Origin of the sequence: Burkholderia sp. Ax-1724, assembly GCF_011752995.1 — a bacterium.
Taxonomy (GTDB): domain Bacteria; phylum Pseudomonadota; class Gammaproteobacteria; order Burkholderiales; family Burkholderiaceae; genus Paraburkholderia.
In genome coordinates this window covers 355,135-371,968 of sequence record NZ_VWWL01000001.1, presented here as the reverse complement: position 1 = coordinate 371,968, position 16,834 = coordinate 355,135, and the positions used below count along the sequence as shown (strand labels likewise).

Annotated in this window: 17 protein-coding genes, 1 other RNA gene and 1 riboswitch; of the genes, 10 read left to right on the top strand and 8 right to left on the bottom strand. The window is 67.6% G+C overall.

Going from position 1 to position 16,834, the window contains the following annotated elements; genetic code table 11:
• The first annotated feature begins 370 nt into the window (after positions 1-370).
• Both panC and panD read left to right on the top strand, forming a co-directional pair.
• The gene (panC, locus tag F3J19_RS01585; protein ID WP_167036598.1) at positions 371-1,204 is read left to right on the top strand and encodes a pantoate--beta-alanine ligase; all 834 of its coding nucleotides are present in this window, start codon (positions 371-373) and stop codon (positions 1,202-1,204) included.
• 89 nt (positions 1,205-1,293) lie between these two features.
• Positions 1,294-1,680 (top strand): aspartate 1-decarboxylase, encoded by a 387-nt coding sequence (gene panD / locus F3J19_RS01580; RefSeq protein ID WP_167036596.1) that lies wholly within the window; start codon positions 1,294-1,296, stop codon positions 1,678-1,680.
• Between the two features lie 83 nt (positions 1,681-1,763).
• On the opposite strand, the gene F3J19_RS01575 is transcribed toward panD, so the two are convergent.
• A complete protein-coding gene (locus F3J19_RS01575; RefSeq protein WP_167036593.1) occupies positions 1,764-2,402 on the bottom strand; it encodes a ParA family protein in 639 nt (212 codons plus the stop codon).
• A 229-nt stretch (positions 2,403-2,631) separates the two neighbouring features.
• Between F3J19_RS01575 and F3J19_RS01570 the strand changes: the two genes are divergently transcribed.
• Entirely contained in the window at positions 2,632-3,051 is a 420-nt protein-coding gene (locus F3J19_RS01570; RefSeq protein WP_167036590.1) for a PaaI family thioesterase, read from the top strand.
• Positions 3,052-3,235: 184 nt separating this feature from the next.
• Here the strand turns inward: F3J19_RS01570 and F3J19_RS01565 are convergent, their stop codons facing one another.
• Complete coding sequence (locus F3J19_RS01565; protein WP_205192485.1) at positions 3,236-4,714, bottom strand: cobyric acid synthase; 1,479 nt, start codon at positions 4,712-4,714, stop codon at positions 3,236-3,238.
• 244 nt (positions 4,715-4,958) lie between these two features.
• On the opposite strand from F3J19_RS01565, the gene cobU reads away from it, so the two are divergent.
• The 4 genes from cobU (at position 4,959) to F3J19_RS01545 (ending at position 8,720) form a co-directional block, all read left to right on the top strand.
• Positions 4,959-5,540, top strand: coding sequence for a bifunctional adenosylcobinamide kinase/adenosylcobinamide-phosphate guanylyltransferase (gene cobU / locus F3J19_RS01560; protein WP_167036587.1), 582 nt, complete (start codon positions 4,959-4,961; stop codon positions 5,538-5,540).
• The gene (gene cbiB, locus F3J19_RS01555) at positions 5,540-6,475 is read left to right on the top strand and encodes an adenosylcobinamide-phosphate synthase CbiB (protein WP_167036961.1); all 936 of its coding nucleotides are present in this window, start codon (positions 5,540-5,542) and stop codon (positions 6,473-6,475) included. Before cobU ends, cbiB begins: the two co-directional genes overlap by 1 nt.
• Before the next feature lie 40 nt (positions 6,476-6,515).
• Positions 6,516-7,553, top strand: coding sequence for a threonine-phosphate decarboxylase CobD (gene cobD / locus F3J19_RS01550; protein ID WP_167036958.1), 1,038 nt, complete (start codon positions 6,516-6,518; stop codon positions 7,551-7,553).
• Between the two features lie 264 nt (positions 7,554-7,817).
• Entirely contained in the window at positions 7,818-8,720 is a 903-nt protein-coding gene (locus F3J19_RS01545; RefSeq protein ID WP_167036584.1) for a cobalamin-binding protein, read from the top strand.
• Positions 8,721-8,726: 6 nt separating this feature from the next.
• Here F3J19_RS01545 and cobC read toward each other — a convergent pair whose 3' ends face one another.
• Genes cobC through F3J19_RS01515 form a run of 6 tightly spaced genes read right to left on the bottom strand, consistent with a single transcriptional unit; the run spans position 8,727 to position 15,178 of the window.
• A complete protein-coding gene (gene cobC, locus F3J19_RS01540; protein ID WP_167036581.1) occupies positions 8,727-9,317 on the bottom strand; it encodes an alpha-ribazole phosphatase in 591 nt (196 codons plus the stop codon).
• Positions 9,302-10,078, bottom strand: coding sequence for an adenosylcobinamide-GDP ribazoletransferase (locus tag F3J19_RS01535; RefSeq protein ID WP_167036578.1), 777 nt, complete (start codon positions 10,076-10,078; stop codon positions 9,302-9,304). Before F3J19_RS01535 ends, cobC begins: the two co-directional genes overlap by 16 nt.
• Positions 10,079-10,133: 55 nt before the next feature.
• Entirely contained in the window at positions 10,134-11,195 is a 1,062-nt protein-coding gene (gene cobT, locus F3J19_RS01530) for a nicotinate-nucleotide--dimethylbenzimidazole phosphoribosyltransferase (RefSeq protein ID WP_167036575.1), read from the bottom strand.
• A gap of 45 nt (positions 11,196-11,240) precedes the next feature.
• Positions 11,241-12,083 carry an ABC transporter ATP-binding protein gene (locus F3J19_RS01525; RefSeq protein ID WP_167036572.1) on the bottom strand — a complete coding sequence of 281 codons (843 nt, stop codon included), beginning with the start codon at positions 12,081-12,083 and terminating at the stop codon, positions 11,241-11,243.
• Positions 12,080-13,150, bottom strand: coding sequence for an iron ABC transporter permease (locus F3J19_RS01520; RefSeq protein WP_167036569.1), 1,071 nt, complete (start codon positions 13,148-13,150; stop codon positions 12,080-12,082). The genes F3J19_RS01525 and F3J19_RS01520 overlap by 4 nt, the downstream gene beginning before the upstream one ends.
• A gap of 27 nt (positions 13,151-13,177) precedes the next feature.
• On the bottom strand, positions 13,178-15,178 hold the full coding sequence (locus F3J19_RS01515) for a TonB-dependent receptor (RefSeq protein ID WP_167036566.1): 2,001 nt from the start codon (positions 15,176-15,178) through the stop codon (positions 13,178-13,180).
• An 89-nt stretch (positions 15,179-15,267) separates the two neighbouring features.
• A riboswitch (cobalamin riboswitch) is annotated at positions 15,268-15,528 on the bottom strand.
• A 208-nt stretch (positions 15,529-15,736) separates the two neighbouring features.
• Here F3J19_RS01515 and F3J19_RS01510 point away from each other — a divergent pair.
• The 3 genes from F3J19_RS01510 (at position 15,737) to ssrS (ending at position 16,766) form a co-directional block, all read left to right on the top strand.
• Complete coding sequence (locus tag F3J19_RS01510) at positions 15,737-16,096, top strand: ATPase (protein ID WP_167036563.1); 360 nt, start codon at positions 15,737-15,739, stop codon at positions 16,094-16,096.
• Positions 16,093-16,407: a cell division protein ZapA gene (locus F3J19_RS01505; RefSeq protein ID WP_167036560.1), complete on the top strand. Its 315-nt coding sequence runs from the start codon at positions 16,093-16,095 to the stop codon at positions 16,405-16,407. The genes F3J19_RS01510 and F3J19_RS01505 overlap by 4 nt, the downstream gene beginning before the upstream one ends.
• Before the next feature lie 177 nt (positions 16,408-16,584).
• A non-coding RNA gene (gene ssrS / locus F3J19_RS01500) (6S RNA) lies at positions 16,585-16,766 on the top strand.
• Positions 16,767-16,834: the final 68 nt, after the last annotated feature.

Below are 16,834 nucleotides of genomic sequence, written 5' to 3'. Positions count from 1 at the left end.
CCGATCAAGCGGCCTGATTGTGAACCGGCCGATCGCGGCGGCCCGATCGGTCCTGCTGTTTTTCGGTGGGGCCGGCGCAACGGCTGCTCCTAGCTCCCCCGGCCGCGCGACGGAACCGGCACCGCGCCGGGCCGCCGGCCCACGGGAAAACCGCTAGAACCCCGCCAACGCAAGGCCTGGCGGGCGCCACGGGCGAACCCACCGCGCCCCGCGCCGGACACACGCCGCCATTCGGTGCGCCCGGCCCGCAAATCCACTACAATCCGCGCTCCGAACCCGTCATCGCCGGTAAGGCGGCGGCCTGCGCGATTCCCCGAGGTCTTGCGCCAACCGGGGCGCGCGCGGCGCGCGAACCCATTCCTGTCCGATCATGAAAGTCATCAGCTCGATCCATGAATTGCGCGACCAGTTGCGCGGCCAGAATCGCACGGCCTTTGTGCCGACCATGGGCAATCTGCACGAGGGCCATCTGTCGCTGATGCGCCTCGCGCGCCAGCACGGCGACCCGGTCGTGGCGAGCATCTTCGTCAACCGGCTGCAGTTCGGCCCGAACGAGGACTTCGACAAATATCCGCGCACGCTCGAAGCCGACATCGAGAAGCTGCAGAAGGAAGGCGTCTATGTGCTGTTCGCGCCGGCCGAAAAGGACCTGTATCCGGAGCCGCAAGAGTATCGCGTGCATCCGCCGCACGATCTCGGCGACATTCTCGAGGGCGAATTCCGCCCCGGCTTCTTCCACGGCGTATGCACGGTCGTGATGAAGCTGATGTCGTGCGTGCAGCCGCGCGTCGCGGTGTTCGGCAAGAAGGATTACCAGCAGCTGATGATCGTGCGCCAGATGTGCCACCAGTTCGCGCTGCCGACCGAAATCGTCGCCGCCGAAACCGTGCGCGACACCGACGGCCTCGCGCTAAGCTCGCGCAACCGCTATCTGTCGGACGCCGAGCGCGCCGAGGCGCCGGTGCTGGCCGCCGAGCTGAATCGCATCCGCGACGCGGTGCTCGCGGGCGAGCGCGACTTCGCGAAGCTCGAACAGGCGGCGGCGGCAGCCCTCGCCGCGCGCGGCTGGAAGCCCGACTACATCGCGATCCGCAAGCGCTCGAACCTGATCGCGCCCGGCACGCAGGACGCCAACGCGCCGCTCGTCGTGCTGGCGGCCGCCAAGCTCGGCGCGACCCGGCTCATCGACAACCTCGAAATCTGACGCCGCCAGCCGCCGGCGCTACGATCGAACCGGTCGCGACGGCACCGGGTTTCATCGAAACTACCCAGCACAGTCACACAGGATTGGTCATGCAACGCAACATGCTGAAGTCGAAAATCCACCGCGCCGTGGTCACGCACTGCGAGTTGCACTACGAAGGCTCGTGCGCGATCGACGAAGACCTGCTCGAAGCGGCGAACATCGTCGAAAACGAGCGCATCGACATCTGGAACATCAACAATGGCGAGCGTTTCTCGACCTACGCGATCAAGGGCGAGCGCGGCAGCGGCATGATTTCGCTGAACGGTTCGGCCGCGCGTCGCGCGCAGCTCGGCGATCTGGTCATCATCGCGGCGTTCGCGGTGGTCGACGAAGCCGAGCTGAAAGCGGGCTGGAAGCCGGACCTCGTGTTCGTCGACGAAAACAACCGGATCAAGGGCAGCCGCGATCACGTGCCGACGCAGAACTGGACCTGAGCGCGGCCCGGCCTGCCGCCTGACCGACGGCGGGCCGCCCCGCCGCGGTGCTTCGCTTCAGTCCTCTGCTTCAGTCCTTCGCTTCAGTCCTTCTTCCCCGTGCCGTTCGTCCACTCGACGATCGGCCGCCACTGCTCCAGATCCTTCTCCACGCGGCTTTTCGCGACGTCCCACAGCGTCAGGCCGTGTGCCGCGAGTTGCACGTAGTTCTGCGTGTCGCGCAGAAAGCCGAGCACCGGCAGCTTGAGCCCTTCGACGAAGCGATGCAGTTGCTCGGCCGAGCGCGTGCGCGAATCGACGCGCATGCCGACCACGCCGACCTCGATCGCGCCCTTCCTGACCGCCTTTTCCTTCGCGAGACGTTCGAGAAAATCCTGGGTCGCGAGAATGTCGAACATCGACGGCTGCAGCGGCACGATCACCTTGTCGGCCAGATCGAGCGCGATGTTCAGGCGGTTGCCGTGCAGGCCGGCCGGCGTGTCGATGACCGCGTGATCGAGCCCCTTGGGCGGCCTAGCCGGCGTCTCGGTGTTGACTTCCCACGTCTCGATGGCCGGCAGCGTCTCGGGCCGCAGCGCGAGCCACGCATGCGCGGACTGCTGTTTGTCGAGGTCGGCCAGTGCGACCCATTCGCCCTGCGCGGCGAAATAGCCGGCCAGATTGGTCGATAGCGTGCTTTTGCCCACGCCGCCCTTCGGATTCGCCACCACGATCACCGACATGAATTCTCCTGGAAAGAAGGCTGGACTCCGCCAGCCGGTTTGCCGCGCCATTGCGCCTGATCGGTTCAGACCAGCGCCCGCGGGTTCCGATCCGTGCCTGATCGGTCGTTTCTCAGGTTCGCCCGCCCGTCAGCCGTTGATAATATCGACAAATGCAGCGCGGCCGAAGCCCCAAAACGGCGAATCGGCTGCCTGAACCCGCCGTTTTATCGATAAGGACCCGAATCTCATGAGCACACTGCGCCCGGAATATACCGTCGAACGCCTGCACGAGCGCCAGCGAGGCAAGCTGCCGGACCTGCTCGGCCTGCGCGCGCTGTCCGTCGAACAGGGCATGCTGGTCGCGGAGCTGACCGTGCGCGAGGAACTGCTGGCGCCGAACGGCTTCCTGCACGCGGCCAGCGTGATCGGCCTCGCCGACACCGCCTGCGGCTACGCGTGCCTCGCGCACCTGCCGGAGAACGCGCGCAATTTCACGACGATCGAGCTGAAAAGCAATTTCCTCGGCACGGCGACGCAGGGCACGATCCGCGCGGTCGCGAAGGGCGTGCACCTCGGGCGCAGCACGCAGGTCTGGGACGCGACCGTCACCGGTCCGGACGGCAAGACGATCGCGCTGTTCCGCTGCACGCAGATGGTGCTGTACTGAGCGATGCCGTAAGCGATACGGCAAGCGGCGCGGGGCGCGCCCGATTCGCCCCGCGTCGAGGCAACGGGCGCGCGGCCGGGACGGCGCACGCTTTTTGCAGCTTGCGGGCGTGTTTCGGCGCTCCGGCCGTAGGCGCGGTGCAATCGCAGCACACGTTGCGACCTGCTCGGGCCAGTGCCAGCCTTCACCCCACCGCCGCGAACAGCCTGCGCATATCGACGTGCGTGGCGAGCGTATCCGCGAGTCGCTCCAGCGACGCCTCGCGCAGCGCCGCGTAATCGACTTCCTCGGCGTCGCTCAGGCCCGCCCAGGCGAGCAGCGCCGCGCACGCGGCCGGCGTGTCGAACAGGCCATGCACGTAGGTCGCGAGAATCTGTCCGTCGACGGACAACGCGCCGTCGGGACACGTGCCCTGCGCACCGGCGTTTTCCCGCGCGCCATCGAGCCGCAGCGCCGGCGCGTCGAGCGCCGGCCCGCGCGTCTCGCCCATATGAATCTCGTAACCCGCCACCTCGGGCGCACCGGGCAGCGCGAGCCGCCCGGTCACGTTCTTCAGCGTCTTCTCGCGCGTGAGCACCGTCGCATAGTCGAGCCAGCCGAGCCCTGCGAACGTGCCCGGCGCGCCCTCCACGCCATGCGGATCGGCAATCTCGCGCCCGAGCATCTGCATGCCGCCGCAAATGCCGATCACGCGTCCGCCGTAGCGCAGATGCTTCGCGAGCACCGCGTCCCAGCCCTGCGCGCGCAAAAACGCGAGATCGCCCGGCACGTTCTTCGAGCCCGGCAGAATGATCAGATCGGCGGGCGGCAGCGGCGTGCCGCCGCGCACGTACTGGAAATCGACCTGGCGGTGCACGCGCAGCGCGTCGAAATCGGTGTGATTGCTGATGTGCGGCAGCACCGGCACGACCACGCGCAGCAGGCGCGCCGCGTCGCCGCTGCCGGCCGCGCGCAGCTCGGCCGGCAGCATGTCCTCGGCGTCGAGCGTGAGGCCGTGCAGATACGGCACGACGCCGAGCACCGGCTTGCCGGTCTTCGCTTCGAGCCAGTCGAGGCCGGGCTTGAGCAGGCTCACGTCGCCGCGAAAGCGGTTGATGATGAAGCCGCGCACGCGCGCCTGCTCGCTTGCCGACAGGCACGCGAGCGTGCCGGTCAGATGCGCGAACACGCCGCCGCGATCGATGTCGGCGACGAGCACGACCGGGCAATCGACCGCTTCGGCGAAACCCATGTTGGCGATGTCGCGCTCGCGCAGATTGATCTCGGCCGGGCTGCCCGCGCCCTCGACGAACACCGTGTCGTACGCCGCGCGCAGCCGCGCATACGACGCCAGCACGGCCTCGAACGCGACCGGCTTGTACTCGTGATACGCGCGCGCGTCGAGATTCATGCGCGCCTTGCCGTGGATGATGACCTGCGCGCCGCGATCGCTGGTCGGCTTGAGCAGCACCGGGTTCAGATCGGTATGCGCGGCGATGCCGGCGGCGACCGCCTGCAGCGCCTGGGCGCGGCCGATCTCGCCGCCGTCGACGGTCACCGCGCTGTTCAGCGCCATGTTCTGCGGCTTGAACGGCGCGACCCGCGCGCCCGCGCGGCGCGCGAGACGGCACAGGCCGGCCACGAGCGTGCTCTTGCCCGCATCGGACGTGGTGCCCTGGATCATCAGCGTGCCGCGCGGCACGGGCAAGGCGTTGGTGGAAATCGGCGGGGTTCGGGTCACGGCAAGGGCGGTCGGATCGGAATGGGCGGTCGGGGCGATGCCGCGCGTGCTTCATGCACGTCGTACACGTTGCGCGCATCGTGCGCCTGCTGCACTCGGTGCCCGATGCCCGGCACAGGGCGCGCGGCGGCAAGACCAGCATTATCCCACCGCGCCGGCCAGAGGCGCACGCCGGTACAATCACGCGATGATTTCCCCCGACCTCACCTTCGTCCTCGGCGGCGCCCGCTCGGGCAAAAGCGCGCACGCCGAGCGGCTCGCGAGCGACAGCGCCCTGCCCGTCACCTACATCGCCACCGCCCGCGTCAGCGGCGACGCCGAATTCGGCGCGCGCATCGCGCATCATCGCGCGCGGCGGCCCGCGCACTGGGGTCTCGTCGAGGCGGACCAGGACCTCGCCGGCGTCGTCTCGCAACACGACGCGCCGGGTCAGTGCCTGCTGATCGACTGCCTGACGCTGTGGCTCGCGAACCTGCTCTGTCCTGCCGACACCGCCGACGCCACCGACAATACCCGCGAAAACGCCCCGCCCATCGAGCCCTACCACGCGCGCGCCGCCGCGCTCGAAGCGGCGCTCGCCGCGGCGCGCGGCAAGATCATCGTGGTCAGCAACGAAATCGGCCTCGGCGTCGTGCCGCTCGGCGCGGCCACGCGTCTTTACGTCGACGAACTCGGACGGCTCAATCAACGCATCGCGGCACTAAGCCGCACCGCCACGCTGATGGTCGCGGGCCTGCCGCTCGCCCTGAAAACCGCGAGCCCCGCGTGATGCTGACTCTGCCGCTGATCGCGACGCTCGCCACCGCCGGCGTGGCCGTCGACCGCTGGTTCGGCGAGCCGCGCCGCGCGCATCCGCTGGTCGGCTTCGGCCACTGGGCCGCGCGCCTCGAAGCGCGTTGCAACCGCGGGCGGCGTCTGCGTCTGAAGGGGCTGCTCGCATGGGCGCTCGCGGTGCTGCCGCCAGTGCTGGTCGCGTGGTGGCTCGTCGCCGTGCTGCCGTTTTTCGCGGCCTGCGCGCTGCACGTCGCGCTGCTGTGGTTCGCACTCGGCGCGCGCAGCCTGCGCGACCACATCGCGCCGATCGCGCGGGCGCTCGGTGCCCGCGATCTCGCCAGCGCGCGCCTTCTGACCGCGCGCATCGTGTCGCGCGACACCACGCAATCCGACGAAGCCGCGCTCGCGCGCGCCGCCGTCGAGTCGGCGCTCGAAAACGGCAACGACGCGATCTTCGGCGCGCTGTTCTGGTTCGCGATCGCGGGCGGGCCGGGCGCGCTCGGCTTTCGCCTTGCCAATACGCTCGACGCGATGTGGGGCTATCGCACGCCGCGCTATCTGCGCTTCGGCTGGGCCGCGGCGCGCATCGACGACGTGCTGAACTGGATTCCCGCGCGCCTGACGGCCACGAGCTACGCGCTGCTCGGCGACACGCTGAGCGCATGGCGCTGCTGGCGCGAGCAGGCGCCGCGCTGGGATAGCCCGAACGCGGGCCCGGTGATGGCGTCCGGCGCGGGCAGCCTGAACGTGCTGATCGGCGGAGCGGCGGTGTATCACGGTGCGCTCGAACAGCGCCCGACGCTCGGCTTCGGGCATCCCGCCGAAGCGCGCCATGTGAGCGCCGCGCTGATGCTGGTCGAGCGCACGATCATTCTGTGGCTGGCCGTGCTGATCGTGCTGGCTTTGCTGAGCGTGCCGTTTCATGGTTAAGGCCATCGACCCGCGCGAGGATCGGCCCAGCGCCGAGCCGATGCACGCCGGCCCGATCGCGCACGGCGGCAACCTGCACGAAGCGGCCGCGCGCTACGGCCTGCCGTACGCGCAATGGCTCGATCTGTCGACAGGGATCAATCCGCACGGCTATCCGGTGCCGCCGGTTCCCGCCGACGCATGGCGCCGCCTGCCCGACGATGGCGACGGCTTCGCCGCGCGCGCCGCGCAATACTACGGTGCGCCCGATGCCGCGCACGTGCTGCCGGTCGCCGGCAGCCAGGCCGCGATTCGCGCGCTGCCCGCGCTGCTGCCGCGCGCGACGGTCGGCATCGCGCCGCTCACGTACGGCGAATACGCGCCGGCGTTCGCGCGCGCCGGGCACGACGTCGCCGCGCTCGACGTGCAGTGCGACACGCTGCCCGCCACGCTCACGCACGTCGCGATCGTGAATCCCGACAATCCGACCGCCACGCATCTCGGCGCCGACAAGCTGCTGCACTGGCACGCGCAACTGCGCGAGCGCGGCGGCACGCTACTCGTCGACGAGGCGTTCGCCGATACGGTGCCTGCCGCGTCGCTCGCGGCGCGCACGCAGCTCGACGGGTTGATCGTGCTGCGCTCGCCCGGCAAGTTCTTCGGTCTCGCGGGCGTGCGCGCCGGTTTCGTGCTCGCCGCGCCCGCGTGGCTCGCCACGCTGCGCGACAGGCTCGGCGCGTGGACGGTCAGCGGTCCGGCGCGTCATGCGGTGAGCGCCGCGTTCGCCGATACCGCATGGCAGGCGCAGATGCGTGCGCGGCTCGCCGGCGAAAGCGCGCGGCTCGGCGCGCTATTACATTCGCACGGTTTCGCCACGCGCGGCACGCCGCTCTTCGCATGGACCGACGATGCGCGTGCCGCCGCGTTGCATGAAGCGCTCGCGCAACGCGGTGTGTGGACGCGGCGGTTCGCGCCGTCGCTCGTTGCGTCCAAGGGCAGCGTGCGTTTCGGACTGCCGGGAACGGAAGCCGAGTGGGCTCGCTTCGAACAGCAGTTGCATGAAGCGATGCGCGCCATCGGTGCGACGCAAACGGGTTAGTACGGAAATGGGAGACGGTGATGCCGCGCGAACCTGCCGCCGTCCTTCGCGCATCGCGCTATGCGTGCTGCGCTTTGAATCGAGCGTCATGTCGTACCTCATGTCGAGCTTTATGCGGCGCTTCATACCGAGCCTCATGCCGCCCTTCACTCACTGCGCCTCGCTTATCGCCCTACACGCGCCACACGCTCAACGCCTCGTCCAGGTCCTCGCCCGATGATCCGCTTCGCTTGCCCGCTCCACCGCTCTACGCACCCGCGCCACGTGGCCCGTTTCCTCTGCGCCGTATCGCTCGGCCTCGCCGCGCTGACCGCGCACGCGGCGATCACCGTCACCGACGATAGCGGCGCGACCGTCACGCTCGCCGCGCCCGCGCAGCGCGTCATCAGCCTCGCGCCGCACGTCACCGAGTTGCTGTATGCGGCGGGCGGCGGCGCGAAAATGGTCGGCGCGGTTTCGTACAGCGACTATCCGCCCGAAGCGAAACAGCTGCCGCGCGTCGGCGACAACAAAGCGCTCGACCTCGAACGCATCGTCGCGTTGAAACCCGATCTGATCGTCGTGTGGCGGCACGGCAATGCGCAGCGTCAGCTCGACCGGCTGCGCGAACTGCATATCCCGCTCTTTTTCAGCGAGCCGCGCCATCTCGACGACGTCGCCGTATCGCTGACGAAGCTCGGTCAATTGCTCGGCACGTCGGCGACGGCCGATGCGGCGGCGGCCGCGTATCGCGACGACATCGCGCGACTGCGCGTGCAGTACGCGAGCCGGCCGGTCGTCAGCGTGTTCTACCAGGTCTGGGACAAACCGTTGATGACGCTCAACGGCGAGCACATGATCAGCGACGTGATCGCGCTGTGCGGCGGACGCAATGTCTTCGCGCAATTGCAGCCGCTCGTGCCGACCGTGTCGACCGAAGCGGTGCTCGCGGCGAATCCCGAGGCGATCGTCACCGCCGCGCCGGGCGCGACGCGCCCCGACACGACGCTGCCGCAGCTCGACACGTGGCGCGCATGGCCGGGCCTTGCCGCGGTCGCAAGCAACAACCTCTTCGCGATCGACGGCGATCTCATCAACCGTCCGGCGCCGCGCATCGCGCAAGGCGCGCGAGAACTCTGCGAGGACCTCGACCTCGCGCGCTCACGCAGAAAACCGCGCGCGCCGTAAATCCCCTCACGCATTCCAGCGCACCAGCACCCACTGCTGCGTGGCCTCGTTGCGCCGCAGCCAGACGATGCCGGTCATATCGAGCGCCCAGTGCAGACAACGCGCGAGCGGCACGTCGAGCACCTGCGAGGCGATCGCGCGAATCACGCCCGCGTGCGTGACCACATAGGCCGGCGACAACTCGCGCGTCTGCGCGAACGCATCGAACCACGCATGCACGCGCTGCGCGAACTGCGCGACGCTCTCGCCGCCATGCGCGCATGCATGCTCGAAATCGGCGGCCCAGTCGTCGAGCTGCGCGCGATCGATCGCGTCCCAGCGCTGCGTTTCCCAGGCGCCGAAATTCATTTCCTTTAGACGCTCGTCATGGCTGACCACGCAGCCGAAGTCGCTCGCGATCTCGGTGGCGAGCGCCGCACAGCGCGTGAGCGGACTCGAGATCAGCACGCGCGGCGCCGGCACCTGCAAGGTCGCGAGCCGCAGCGCGAGCGCGCTCGCCGAGACCTCGGCGCTTTCGGCCAACGCGACATCGCTGTGTCCGTAACAGATGCCCGCATCGAGCGCGACGGCGGGATGACGAATCAGGACGATATCCATGCGAGCCCCACCAGATAGATGCTCAATTCGAAAACCTGCTGCGCGAAGCCGAGGCAATCGCCGGTATAACCGCCGATGCGTCTCACGAAATAACGGCCGATCGCCACGCGCAGCACGAGCAGCACACAGCATGTCGCAAGCGCGAAACGCCAGTCGGGCGCGCCGCGTCCGTTCGGCCACAGCAGCCACGGCAGACCGAACAGCGCCGCGCACATCAGCGCGGGGCCGCTCAGGCGCTGTGCGACCGGCTTCGCCTTGCCCTCGGCGCGCACGTAGTCGAGCGTGGCCAGATAGCTGATCGCCATCGCGCGGCTCGCGCCGTGCGCCGCGATCATCAGACCGGCCGCGCGTGACGGCGGCAAGGCCGCGAGCGTTTGCCACTTCAACGCGAGCGCGACGACGAGCGCGATCGCACCGAATGCGCCGACGCGCGAGTCGTGCATGATGCGCAACACGTCCTCGCGCGAATAGGCGCCACCGAACGCATCGACGCAATCGGCGAGACCGTCTTCGTGAAACGCGCCCGTGACGAGCAGCGACGCGGCCATCGACAGCAGCACCGCGACGCCCGCCGGAAATACGCGCAACGCGGCGAGATAGACGAGCGCGCTCAAGCCGCCGATCAATACGCCGACGAGCGGAAAGTAGCGCGCCGCCGCGTTCAGATAATGCGGCTCGTAGCCGACCCAGCGCGGCACGGGCACGCGCGTGAAATAACCGAGCGCCGTGAAGAAGTAGCGCAATTCCGCGAGCGGGTTCATGAGCGGGGCGAGGTTCGCGTCACGTCACGCCTTGGGTCACACCTTAGGTCACACATCATCCCTCGCGATCGGCCACGCCGGCCGAGTCGAAACTCGCCATCTCGTTGACGAAGGCCGTCGCCGCGCGCAGCAGCGGCACCGCGAGTGCCGCGCCGGTGCCCTCGCCGAGCCGCATGTCGAGCGACAGCAGCGGCTGCGCGCCGAAATGATCGAGCATGCGCCGATGCCCGGCCTCGTTCGACGCATGCGCGAACACGCAGTACTCGCGCACCTCGGGTGCGAACGCATCGGCAACGAGTAGCGCCGACGTCGCGATGAAGCCGTCGACGAGAATCGTCATGCGTGCTTCGGCGGCCGCGAGATACGCGCCCGCCATCATCGCGATCTCGAAGCCGCCGAACGTCGCGAGCACGTCGAGCGGCGCCGGCGTTGGCGCGTGATGCGCAAGCGCCGCCGCGAGCACGTTGCGCTTGCGCGCGAGCCCCGCGTTGTCGAGACCGGTGCCGCGCCCGACGCATTCGTCGAGCGGCACGTCGCACAAGCGGCTCATCAGACACGCGGCCGACGAGGTGTTCGCGATCCCCATCTCGCCGAAGCCGATCACATTGGTGCCGAGCGCCGCGTGATGACGCACGCGCGCCGCGCCCGCCTGCAAGGCGGCCAGCGCCTCGGCCTGGGTCATCGCCGGTTCGTGCGCGAAATTGCGCGTGCCCGGTGCGACAGGAATGTCGACGAGCCCTTGCGTCGTCGGCAACGGCGTCGCGATGCCCGCATTGACCACTTCGAGCTCGATGCCCGCGACGCGGCTCAGCGCATTGATCGCCGCGCCGCCCGCGAGAAAATTGGCGACCATCTGCGCGGTCACCGCTTGCGGATACGGGCTCACGCCTTCGGCGGCAATGCCGTGATCGCCGGCGAAGACGATCATGGCCGGGCGCGCGACCGTCGGATGCGTGCTGCGTTGAATCAGCCCCATCTGCCGCGCGAGCGTTTCCAGACGGCCGAGGCTGCCGGGCGGCTTGGTCCGCGTATCGATGATGTGTTGCAGCTCGGCGCGCAGCGTCTGATCGAGCGGAGCGACGTTGGGCAAACCGGCCGGGCGTGGAAAGCGAGTCATAGGTATAAGCGGAAATCGCCGCAAAAGAATGTCGGAATAAAAAAGTCAGCCTGATGCAATGTCATGATCGGCATGCGATTCATGACGCATACGCGGCGCGGGAATCAGCGCCTCGTGCTCGCCGTCGCGAATCAGAATCAGCGGATAGCCGAACGCGCGGCTCGTCAATTCGGGCGTCAACACGTCGCGCACCAGGCCGGCGCATGCGCCGCCTGCTCCATCGAGCAGCAATGCGTGCGTCGCGAAGCGGCGCGCGAGATTCAGATCGTGACACGAAAACAGCACACAGCGCCGCGGTTCCTGCGTCCATGCAACGAGCGCTTCGAGGCAATCGATCTGATGATGCAGGTCGAGATGCGACAGCGGTTCGTCGAGCAGCAGAAGCGGCGCATCCTGGCACAACACGGCCGCCAGCGCGACACGTTGGCGCTCGCCGCCCGATAACGACAGCACATCGCGCGCGGCGAAACTGCCCAGGCCGAGCCGTTCGAGCGCCGCCTGCGCGGCCGCGCGATCCGCGTCGCGCTCCCACCCCCAGCCGCCGAGATGCGGAAAGCGGTTCAGCATCACGATGTCGAGCACGCTGGCGCTGAACGCATCGTGCGCGCTTTGCGGCATCAACGCGCGGTGCCGTGCGAGCGGCAACGGCGGCCAGTCGGCAAGACGCCTGCCATCGAGTTCGACGTGCCCCGCCGACGCCGGCCGCAGCCCCGCGAGCGTGGACAGCAGCGTTGTCTTGCCCGCGCCGTTCGGCCCGGCGACGCACCAGATTTCGCCGGCATGGAAGGTCTGCGTGAACGCATCGAGCAAGGTGCGCGCGCCGGCGCGCAACGTCACGCGTTGCGCGCTCAGCGCCGAAGCCGGGACGGTATCGTGGGCGCGTGTCATGGACGCCTCTTCAGCAGCATCCAGAGAAACACCGGCACGCCGACCAGCGACGTCATCACGCCGACCGGCAACTGCGCGGGCGCAATCACAGTGCGCGCGACGAGATCCGCGCCCATCACCGCGACGCCGCCGCCGAGCGCGGCCGCCGGCAACAGCATGCGCTGATCGTTGCCGAACGCGAGCCGCAGCATGTGCGGCACCACGAGGCCGACGAAGCCGATCGTGCCCGCCGTCGTCACGGCAGCGGCAGCCGCAAGCGAGGCCACCAGGTACACGCGCAGACGCAACGGCATGACCGCAACGCCCAACGCCTGCGCGGCCGCATCGCCGCGCAGCAGCACGTTCAGGCGCGGCGCGGCGGGCACGATCACAAGCAGCGCGAGCAGCAGCGCGACGAGCGCGGTCCACGGCAGCGCGCCGCCGTTGAGGTCGCCGGTCAGCCAGAACAGCATGCCGCGCAAGCGGCTGTCGGGCGCGAGATTGAGCAGCAGCGTAATCAGCGCGCCCCACCCCGCCGCGATCACCGCACCGGTCAGGAGCAGCCGCGGCGACGTGTCCTGCGGTTCGCCGCGCCATAACTCGCGCCGCGCGAGGCCAAGCACGAGCAGGATCGACACCAACGCACCGGCGAACGCACTCGCATCGACGATCCACCATGCGCCGCCCGCGATCATCGCCACGAGCGCGAACGTCGCCGCGCCGCCCGATACGCCGAGCACATACGGCTCGGCCAGCGGATTGCGCAACAGCACCTGCAGCAGCGCGCCGGCGAGCGCGAGCAACGCACCGCACGCGAAGCCCGCGAGCGCGCGCGGCAAGCGCAACGTGCGCACGATCTCGCCGGCGAGGTCGTCGGCGCGCGCGGGTCCGGCATGCCACGGCATCAACGCGGCCAGCACGCGCGATGGCGCGAGCGGCACGCTGCCGAGCGCGAGCGACGCGACCAGCACGGCCAGGGCGATGACCGCGAGCCCGAGCCAGATCGCGGCCGCGCGCCTTGCGTTCATCGTGCGCATGGTAGGCGTGACGTGGCCGGCAGCCGGCAGCGAGCCCGGCGCGCGATTCATGCGCGCGCGCTCACGCCGGTGCGTGCGTTACTGCTGCTGCCAGCCAAGCGTGACGTAGGCACCGCGTCGCGGCGAGTTATACGAGTAGGCCGTTTCATAGTCCTTGTTCAGCAGATTCTCGATTTGCGCGCTCACGTACCACGCTTTCGTGATGTTGTAGCGCGCCGACAGATTCACGATGCCATAGCCGCCCAGATTGCCGGTGCTATCCGCGCGCGGGCCGCTCACGATCCACTCGCCGCCCACGCGCCAGCCGCCGATGCTGCGATTGATCGCGAGCGAGCCGAAGCGTCGCGCACGCCGCACGAGGTCGACGTCGTTGTCGAGATCGACGGGATTCTGCAGCGTCAGCGAGGCGCGCACGTCGGTCTTGCCGACATGCCCGCTCCACGATCCTTCGAGCCCCTGCACTTTCGCGTGCCCAACGTTCTCGGCCAGATAGATGCCGGGGATCGTCTGCACGTAATCGATCAGATTCGTATAGCGCGTCTGAAAGGCACTGACACGCACCACGCCGAGCAGGTTCGATGCGTACTGCAAACCCGCTTCGACCGAATGACTGCGCTCGTGCCGGATCGACGGATTGCCGCTCAACGGATAGTACAGATCGTCGAAGCTCGGCGCGCGGAACGCGTCCGAATAGCTTGCGGTTGCCTTCCAGTGCGAGGTGATGTCGAAGCCATAGCCGAGATAGTAACTGTTCGCCCCGCCGAAATCGGAGTACTGGTCGCGCCGCACGTTAGCCTGAATCTGATTGCGGCCGAAGCGCGCGGTATAGCCCGCGAATACCGAATCGACGTGACGGTTGGGCGCCGCGAACGTATCGGAATCGAGGCTCTGATCGAGATGCTCGTAGCCGAGTTGCAGCTTCTGGTTTGCGGCCAGCGCGAAATCGTTCTGCCAGGTGTACTGGCGATTGTCGGTATCGAAGCGGCCGTTGTCGATGCCGTTGGTATTCGACACGCTGCGGTCGTCGCCCTCGGCAACCGTGAAATGCGTGGTCCACCAGTCGGTCAGCTTGCCGTTCGCGAACACCGAGAGCTGGCGCACCTTGCTATAGAGGTTGTTCAGATCGGTCGGCTCGCCATAGGCGTTGTCGTAGCTGTTGTTGCCGTTCGACTGGAAATAGGTGACGCCGGCGTCCCACCTGTCGCTGAACTTGTGACGCAGCGATGCCGAGAGGCTCTCGTTCAGATTGCCGTTCGCGTTCGGATTCGCGCCGGGCGCTTGCAGCGGATCGAGCGAGGAAAAGCCATCGGTTTTGGTGCGCGCGAGCGAGATGTTGAAGGTCGTGCGGCCGTCCTGATCGAGCGCGCCATTGACGCCGACGGTTTGCGTCTGCGTGTGATAACTGCCGTAGCCCAGCGAAAAATTGAAGCGCGGCGGATGATCGCCGCCATCTTTCGTGAACACCTGCACGACGCCGCCAATCGCACCCGAGCCGTACAACGCCGAGACATTGCCGTTCACGACCTCGACGTGATCGACCTGGTCGAGCGGAATCTGCGCGAGTTGCGCGGAACCGAGGCTCACCGAATCGACGCGCACGCCGTCGATCAGCACCAGCGATTGCGTCGACGACGCGCCGCGCAGAAAGAGGCTCGTCGTCGAACCGGGGCCACCTGTACGCGAGATTTGCGCGCCGGGCGCGAGTTGCAGCAGGCCGGGCAGATCGGTCGCGGTCGTGTCGGCAATGTCCTGCTGATCGAACAGCGTGGTCGGCGGGATCGTGTCAGTGAGTGCCTGCGGTCCGCGCTCGGCGGTCACGACGACTGGCGAGAGTACGGTGGCCGGCGGGGTCGCGCGGGTGTTCGCATCGGCATCGGCATTCGCATCGGCGGACGCGCTCGAAGCTGAAGCCGATGATGCGGCCGACGAAGCAGCCGGCGAAGCAACGGGCGATGCAACATCGGCCGGCACGGAAGACGCCGCCGACGCGGCAGCCGTGGTCCCAGCAGTCTGCGCATGCACGACGGGCGGCAGACCCGCGAACGCGAGCAGCGCCGCGCGGGCGAAGGGGGACAGCATGGGTGAGAGTCCTGTGGATAGCGTGCGCAGCCCGCTTCCCCGCAGGCCGACGCGTAACGAGGCGCCCCCGATGTTTAACGTTTTCGCGGGGGACGTCCTCTCCCTCTGGCCGGTATCCGGGCTGCGACACATCGGCCCCGCCTTCCCACGCGTAACGCGCAGTGGCACACTTGCAGGCTCAGCTTCGACCTGCAATCAGGACCGACCTGCATGACGAAATGCGGTCGCTTACCGTTGCGGGGGCAGCGCAGGTTCGCGCGTGCCGGTGTCGAACCCCGCGCGCGCCCTGCTTCCCGTTTAACTGCGCGCGCCGAAAAGCGTGCGCGGGCACCAGAGTGCGGCCAGTTTAGGAGCGACCCCGGCGAGCGTCAAGAAAGGTCAATCCCTGCGCGAGCCGTGCCGTTGAGTGCAGGTTATTGTCCGATCGACGAGCGGTTTTTCATCTTATGGTCGGGAAAATGCTTGCATAAAGCCAAGTTGTTACGTCTCGAAACGAGACAATTGTCGGAACCTGTAACATTCCGCGCTAAAATGCGAGGTCTTTAGAGGACGCAGCACATGCTCACCGAACTCGAATCACTCTCCCAGAACATCGGCAAGCTGATTGCGATCAGCCAGCGCCACCATGAAGCGCGGCTCGCGCTCGAAGAACAACTCGCGCACACGCGTGCCGAAGTCGAAGCCACGCATGCGGAACTCGCGCAATTGCGCGGGGAGCGCGATGCCCTGCAGGCGGAACGCGATGCGCTCTCCGCCAAGATCGACGACGCTCAGGTGCGCCTGAATGCGATTCTCGAGAAATTGCCGCGTGCCCGCGCGAGCAGCGAACCGGATAACCAGCTCGATCTGCTCGACTCCGCTCAACCCGAACCCGAGGAAGCGGAAAGCGACGTGAGCCGCCACGGAGAAAACGCATGACCACCAAGCAGATCGAAGTATCGATTCTCGACGTACCGTATCGTCTCGCCTGCTCGCCGGAAACCGAAGCCGCCCTGCTCGAAGCGGTCGCACGCGTCGATGCGGAAATGAAGAAAATCCGCAACGGCAGCAACGTGCGCGGCACGGATCGCATTGCCGTCATGGCCGCGCTGTCGCTGGCATCGGAACTGCTTAAGCTGCAAAACAGCGTGCGACACGGAGAAGCATTTCCCGCTGAAGAAATCCGGCGTACAATGCAGCAAATGAACGAACAGCTCGGTACTGTGATTGAACAGTACAGCTTGCAGTAAGCGGTCACAGCCGGCTTCGAACCCAATGTCGAACCGGTCGTGAATTCAACGAAGTAACTTGAAACGCAGTACTTTTTTGCAAAGCGGGTGTGCGGTGTTGGTAAAGCACATGAGCACCTCTCGCAAGCGTTTGAGTTCTTCTGTTAAAGTTTGAACTGCTGTAGCTTCATCGGTTTAGCTTCCCTGCCTGGTTCGCCAAGGTCATATATTCCTTGAACCAATGCCATGTGCACGGTTGCGGAAATTTGTAGCACGGGCGTGCGCGTCACTCTGTCTGATGTACCCGAAGTGTTGCTAACTGCGACCAATTCTGAACCCCCGGTTCAGGATGCCGGCCTAGCGGCTAAGGCGGGGACCTTATCTGGAACGGCATCGTACTTCGGTTCGATGCCGTTTTTCTTTGGGCTGCGTTTTCCGGTGCTGCTTT

What these genes read in the sequence shown, in the direction of transcription:
- F3J19_RS01505 (WP_167036560.1), top strand. Translation starts at nt 16,093, where the DNA reads ATGACCACCAAGCAGATCGAAGTATCGATTCTCGACGTACCGTATCGT.
- F3J19_RS01535 (WP_167036578.1), bottom strand. Translation starts at nt 10,078, where the DNA reads ATGAACCCGCTCGCGGAATTGCGCTACTTCTTCACGGCGCTCGGTTAT.
- cobT (WP_167036575.1), bottom strand. Translation starts at nt 11,195, where the DNA reads ATGACTCGCTTTCCACGCCCGGCCGGTTTGCCCAACGTCGCTCCGCTC.
- F3J19_RS01525 (WP_167036572.1), bottom strand. Translation starts at nt 12,083, where the DNA reads ATGACACGCGCCCACGATACCGTCCCGGCTTCGGCGCTGAGCGCGCAA.
- F3J19_RS01515 (WP_167036566.1), bottom strand. Translation starts at nt 15,178, where the DNA reads ATGCTGTCCCCCTTCGCCCGCGCGGCGCTGCTCGCGTTCGCGGGTCTG.
- cobC (WP_167036581.1), bottom strand. Translation starts at nt 9,317, where the DNA reads ATGGATATCGTCCTGATTCGTCATCCCGCCGTCGCGCTCGATGCGGGC.
- panC (WP_167036598.1), top strand. Translation starts at nt 371, where the DNA reads ATGAAAGTCATCAGCTCGATCCATGAATTGCGCGACCAGTTGCGCGGC.
- F3J19_RS01520 (WP_167036569.1), bottom strand. Translation starts at nt 13,150, where the DNA reads ATGAATCGCGCGCCGGGCTCGCTGCCGGCTGCCGGCCACGTCACGCCT.
- cbiB (WP_167036961.1), top strand. Translation starts at nt 5,540, where the DNA reads ATGCTGACTCTGCCGCTGATCGCGACGCTCGCCACCGCCGGCGTGGCC.
- F3J19_RS01565 (WP_205192485.1), bottom strand. Translation starts at nt 4,714, where the DNA reads ATGATCCAGGGCACCACGTCCGATGCGGGCAAGAGCACGCTCGTGGCC.
- cobD (WP_167036958.1), top strand. Translation starts at nt 6,516, where the DNA reads ATGCACGCCGGCCCGATCGCGCACGGCGGCAACCTGCACGAAGCGGCC.
- cobU (WP_167036587.1), top strand. Translation starts at nt 4,959, where the DNA reads ATGATTTCCCCCGACCTCACCTTCGTCCTCGGCGGCGCCCGCTCGGGC.
- F3J19_RS01575 (WP_167036593.1), bottom strand. Translation starts at nt 2,402, where the DNA reads ATGTCGGTGATCGTGGTGGCGAATCCGAAGGGCGGCGTGGGCAAAAGC.
- F3J19_RS01570 (WP_167036590.1), top strand. Translation starts at nt 2,632, where the DNA reads ATGAGCACACTGCGCCCGGAATATACCGTCGAACGCCTGCACGAGCGC.
- F3J19_RS01510 (WP_167036563.1), top strand. Translation starts at nt 15,737, where the DNA reads ATGCTCACCGAACTCGAATCACTCTCCCAGAACATCGGCAAGCTGATT.
- panD (WP_167036596.1), top strand. Translation starts at nt 1,294, where the DNA reads ATGCAACGCAACATGCTGAAGTCGAAAATCCACCGCGCCGTGGTCACG.